The organism is Sphingomonas sp. (genome assembly GCF_035758555.1).
Lineage (GTDB): Bacteria > Pseudomonadota > Alphaproteobacteria > Sphingomonadales > Sphingomonadaceae > Sphingomonas_B.
In genome coordinates this window covers 1-5,074 of the sequence record NZ_DASTXI010000244.1, presented here as the reverse complement: position 1 = coordinate 5,074, position 5,074 = coordinate 1, and the positions used below count along the sequence as shown (strand labels likewise).

Annotated in this window: 5 protein-coding genes; 1 reads left to right on the top strand and 4 read right to left on the bottom strand. The window is 68.9% G+C overall.

Annotation, left to right across the window (positions count from 1 at the left end; all coding sequences use genetic code 11):
• The coding region (locus VFT73_RS14875; RefSeq protein ID WP_326412837.1) for an FtsK/SpoIIIE family DNA translocase at positions 1–2,285 on the bottom strand (2,285 nt) is incomplete at its 3' end.
• 95 nt (positions 2,286–2,380) lie between these two features.
• Here VFT73_RS14875 and VFT73_RS14870 point away from each other — a divergent pair.
• Positions 2,381–3,586, top strand: a complete 1,206-nt coding sequence (locus VFT73_RS14870) for a UbiH/UbiF/VisC/COQ6 family ubiquinone biosynthesis hydroxylase (RefSeq protein WP_326412835.1) — start codon at positions 2,381–2,383, stop codon at positions 3,584–3,586.
• Positions 3,587–3,693: 107 nt separating this feature from the next.
• Here VFT73_RS14870 and VFT73_RS14865 read toward each other — a convergent pair whose 3' ends face one another.
• The 3 genes from VFT73_RS14865 to VFT73_RS14855 form a co-directional block, all read right to left on the bottom strand.
• Positions 3,694–3,882, bottom strand: coding sequence for a Trm112 family protein (locus tag VFT73_RS14865; RefSeq protein WP_326412833.1), 189 nt, complete (start codon positions 3,880–3,882; stop codon positions 3,694–3,696).
• On the bottom strand, positions 3,879–4,499 hold the full coding sequence (locus VFT73_RS14860; protein WP_326412839.1) for an LON peptidase substrate-binding domain-containing protein: 621 nt from the start codon (positions 4,497–4,499) through the stop codon (positions 3,879–3,881). Before VFT73_RS14860 ends, VFT73_RS14865 begins: the two co-directional genes overlap by 4 nt.
• Positions 4,499–5,074: tetratricopeptide repeat protein (locus VFT73_RS14855; RefSeq protein WP_326412830.1), on the bottom strand; the 576-nt coding region annotated here is incomplete at its 5' end. The genes VFT73_RS14860 and VFT73_RS14855, both read right to left, overlap by 1 nt.

Sequence of the window (5,074 nt, the reverse complement as noted above, 5' to 3'; positions counted from 1 at the left end):
GTGTCGATCAGGACTTCGCGGCGGCCGACATGGTCGGGGCGGCTGACCTTGCCTTCCTGCTCCATGCGCTCGATCAACCGGGCGGCGCTGTTGTAGCCGACGCGGAGCTGGCGCTGGACATAAGAGGTCGAGGCTTTCTGGCTCTCCGCGACGATCTGGACCGCCTTGCGATAAAGTGCGTCTTCGGGGCTGTCGTCCCCCTTGGGTGCGCCGTCGAACTCGAACTGCCCGTCCTCCGGCTCTTCCGTCACGGCCTGGATATAATCGGGCGTGCCCTGCGCGCGCCAATGGTCGGCGATCGCGCGGACCTCGTCGTCCGACACGAATGGCCCGTGCACGCGGACGATCTGCTTGCCGCCGGGCATGTAGAGCATGTCGCCCTTGCCCAGCAGCTGCTCGGCGCCCTGCTCGCCCAGGATCGTGCGGCTGTCGATCTTGGAGGTGACCTGGAACGAGATGCGGGTCGGCAAATTCGCCTTGATCACGCCGGTGATGACGTCGACCGAGGGGCGCTGCGTCGCCATGATCAGGTGGATGCCGGCGGCGCGCGCCTTTTGCGCCAGCCGCTGGATCAGGAACTCGACTTCCTTGCCCGCCGTCATCATCAGGTCGGCGAGCTCGTCGACGATCACGACGATCTGCGGCAGCGGCTCGAAGCTCAGCTGCTCTTCCTCGTAGATCGGCTGGCCCGTCTCCGCGTCGTATCCGGTCTGGACTCGCCTGCCGAGCGGCTGGCCCTTAGCCTTGGCGACGCGCACCTTGTCGTTGAAGCTGGCAAGGCTGCGGACGCCGACCGAGGCCATCATCCGATAGCGTTCCTCCATCTGCTCGACCGCCCAGCGCAGCGCGCGGATCGCCTTGGGCGGATCGGTGACGACGGGCGAGAGCAGGTGCGGAATGTCGTCATAGATGCTGAGCTCCAGCATCTTCGGGTCGATCATGATCAGCCGGCACTGGTCGGGCGTCAGCCGGTAGAGCAGCGACAGGATCATCGCGTTGAGGCCGACCGACTTGCCCGAGCCGGTGGTGCCGGCGACGAGGAGGTGCGGCATCGGCGCGAGGTCGGCAATCACCGGATCGCCGGCGATGTTCTTGCCCAGGATGATCGGCAGCGCGCCGCCCTGCTCCTCGAACGAATCGCTGCCGACCAGCTCGTGCAGCACGACCGACTCGCGGACCTGGTTCGGCAGCTCGATGCCGATCACGCTGCGGCCGGGGATGGTCGCGACGCGCGCCGACAGTGCCGACATGTTGCGGGCGATATCGTCGGCGAGCTGGATCACGCGGCTCGCCTTGATGCCGGCGGCGGGCTCCAGCTCGTACATGGTGACGACGGGGCCGGGCCGGACCTCGACGATCGAGCCTTTCACATGGAAATCGTCCAGCACGCTTTCGAGCAGGCGGGCGTTGCGCTCCAGCGCGGCCTTGTCGAGCGGGCCGCCGGTGGACGGGGGCGCCGGCTTCAGCAGGTCGAGCGGCGGCAGCGTGTAGCGGTCGCGCAGGTCGAAGCTGGTCTGGACCGGGCCGTTGCCTGTCTTTTTCGCCGGCGGCGCGCTCTTCCCGCCTGAGACCGAGATGACTGGCGGCGGCCGGTCGTCCGCCTCCACGCGCGGCCGTTTTTCGACCACCGGCTTCGGCAGCTTGGCGGTCTTGACGGGGCGGCGATCGTCGACGTCGGCTTCGCGGCGGCGGAACAGCCAGTCGCGTTCGATTTCGTCCAGCTCCAGCGCGACGGCCCACAGCATCAATCCGCCGAGCGCCAGCACGAAGATGATCGCGGCCTCGACCCACCAGCGGATCACGGGGTCCGCGATTGCGTCCAGGCCGAGACCGGCAAGGCGGGCGCCGAGAAAGCCGATCGCGCCGCCAAGTCCGCCGGGCAGGCCGGCGATCGCCGCGTCACGGATCAGCGCCAGCGCGGTTCCGACCAGCACGACCCCGGTCAGCGCCAGCGGCAGGTTGCGTTTCCAGCGCCCGACGAACCGGTCGTGCCAGAGCCGGAGCGCCATGATCAGCAGCAGCGGCAGCAACAGCCCCACGGCGGGACCGAAGAAGGACAGCAGCAGGTCCGATGTCCAGGCGCCGGCGCTGCCGACCCAGTTCTGCACCACGCCGCCGGCAGCGGTGTTCAGCGCCGCGTCGCTCGGATGATAGCTGACCAGCGCAAGACCGAGCAGGAACGCGAGCGCAGCAAGGGCGACCGCGCCGGCCACCGCCCAGCTTCGCGCAAAGCCGCGCGCGATCGCTTCCTTCCAGCCTTCCTGTTCCGCGACCCGCGTCGCCATGCGCCCTGCCCCGCGCTGTGCGCTAAATGTTCTGCCGCGCTAATTCGCCTGTGACGGACTCCCCGTCAAGCGTTTGCCGCGTTAAGGGCATCGGCATGCAGAGCGATGTGATCATTCTGGGCGGCGGGCTGGTCGGCCTGACGCTCGCCCTGGCACTCGATGCGCACGGGCTGAGCGCGACCGTCGTCGATCCGGCCGATCCGGATGCGGTGCTGGCGCCGGGCTTCGACGGCCGCGCTTCGGCAATCGCGAGCGCGAGCTGGAACATGCTGCAGGCGATCGGCCTCGGCGAGCGGCTGGAGGGCAAAGGCTGTCCGATAGCCTCGATCCGCGTCAGCGACGGCCTCAAGCCCGGCGCGCTCGATTTCGAGCCCGGAGAGGGCGACGATGCGCTCGGCATCATGTTCGAGAACCGGCTGCTCCGGCAGACGCTCCACGCTGCGGCCGCCGAGGCGAAGCACGTCACGCTGCTGATGCCGGCGCGCCCGATCGGGACGGAGCGTGGAGATCATGGCGTCATGGTGCGGCTCGCCGACGGGCGCAAGCTGACCGCGCCGCTGCTGATCGCCGCCGAGGGCCGCAACTCGCCGACGCGTGCCGCCGCCGGCATCAATGTCGCGCGCTGGCAATACGAGCACAGTGCGATCATCGCCGCGGTCGAGCACGAAAAGCCGCACGGGAATATCGCCTACGAAATCTTCTATCCGACCGGCCCGTTCGCGATCCTGCCGATGCTGCCGGGCAACCGCTCGGCGCTGGTGTGGTCGGTCGCGAAGGCTGACGCGCCCGGCTATCTGAAGCTCGGCCCCCGCGGCTTTACGGCGGAGCTGGAAACGAAAATGGGCGGGCTGCTCGGCAAGCTGGAGCTGCTTGCGCCGCTCGCCACCTATCCGCTTGGCTTCCACCACGCCGGACGAATCACCGACCAAAGGCTGGCGCTGGTCGGCGACGCCGCCCACGGCATTCACCCGATCGCCGGGCAAGGCCTGAACCTCGGCCTGCGCGACGCGGCGGCACTGACCGAAGTGCTGGTCGAAGGCGCCCGGCTCGGCCTCGATCTCGGCGACGCGCAGCTGCTGAAGCGCTACGAACGCTGGCGCAGCCTCGACACGTTCCTGGTCGCCGCCTCGACCGACGGCCTCGCCCGCCTGTTTGGCATTCCGGGCGACGCGGCGTCGGCGGTGCGCCGCTTCGGCCTGTCCGCCGTGCAGCGGATCGCGCCACTCAAAAGCTTCTTCATGGCCGAAGCCCGCGGCGAATATGGCGATAAGCCGAAGCTGCTGAGCGGGCTGACAGTCTAGGGCCCGCGCTAAGCTCGCTCGTCCTGAGCGAAGGCCGCAGGCCGTAGTCGAAGGGCGCTGCTCCCGGTCCGAGCGTGCGCCCTTCGACTACGCGCTTCGCGCTCCGCTCAGGACGAGCGGAGTTCCTGATCCTCTAAGGGCCGCGCTTCATCCGGCAGCATGACCGGCACCCCTTCCCGGATCGGATACGCCAGGCCGGCAGCGTCGGAGATCAGTTCCTGCGCCGCTTCGTCGTAGCGCAGCTTCGTCCGCGTGACGGGGCATACCAGAATGGCGAGCAGCTTCGGGTCGATCATTGCAGCGTCACCGGATCGTCATGGTCGCCGGCGTGGCGGCTGAAGAATTGCATCAGCTGGATGACCAGCTCGGTGCGTTCCTGAAGATCCGGCGCTTCCAGCAGCGCCTGCTTGGCGGCGGCGTCGAACGGGGCGATCTGCGCGATGCCGTTGACCAGCGATTCGTCGTCGAGCCGCGAAACCGCATTCCAGTCGACCGCATAGCCCTGCGCATCGGCATAGCGGCGCGATTCCTCCTCGAGTGCCGCGCGCTGGGCGAGCGGCAGCGGCTCGGCGGGCTCGTCCGCTTCCAGCTCGGCCTCGATCTGCCGGAACGGCGTCGTCACCGGCAGCTCGGACAGCAGCCGGAACTTCGCCACGCCTTCCAGCACGATGTTGTAGCGGCCGTCGTCGAGCGCTTCGACATGGGCGATGCGGCCGACGCAGCCGATGTCGAACAGGGGCGGCGGATCGCCGTCGCCCCGAGGCTGGATCATGCCGATGCGCCGGTCGCGGGCCATCGCGTCGCTGACCAGCGCCCGGTAGCGTGGTTCGAAAATGTGCAGCGGCAGCTGCATGCGCGGAAACAGCAGCGCGCCAGCCAACGGAAAGATCGACAGGCGCGTGATCTCGCCCATCAGGTGAACAGCAGCGCGGAAAGGCGACGGCGGGTCGCCGACGTCCACGGGTCTTCCAGCCCGACGACGTCCATCAGCTTCAGCAGCCGCGAACGCGCCGCGCCTTCGTTCCACTCCCGGTCCGCCTGGATGATCGCGAGCAGCTGGTCGGCGGCGCCGTCGCGGTCGCCCGCAGCCATCAACCCTCCCGCCAGCTCGTAACGTGCGTCGAAGTCGGAAGGGTTCGCCGCCACACGCTGCTGCAGCGGCGACAGGTCGTCGACCGGCCGGGCCTCGCGGGCCAGGGCAATCGCGCTTTCCGCCCGGGCGATAGCGGCGTCCTTGCGCGCCTCGTCCGGCAACGCCTCGATCAGCGCCGCCGCTTCGTCGACCTTCCCTGTGCCGACCAGCGCGCGCGCCAGGCCGGAAGCGACGCCGGGATCCTCGGGCGCCATGTCGCGAAGCTGCGTGAAAATGCCGACCGCGCGTTCCGAATCGCCATCGGCGAGCACCTGCTCGCCCATCGCGATCAGCGGCTCCAGCTCCGCCTCCAGCGCCTGTGCTTCCCCCTGGATCGGCAGCTGCTTCAGCAACTG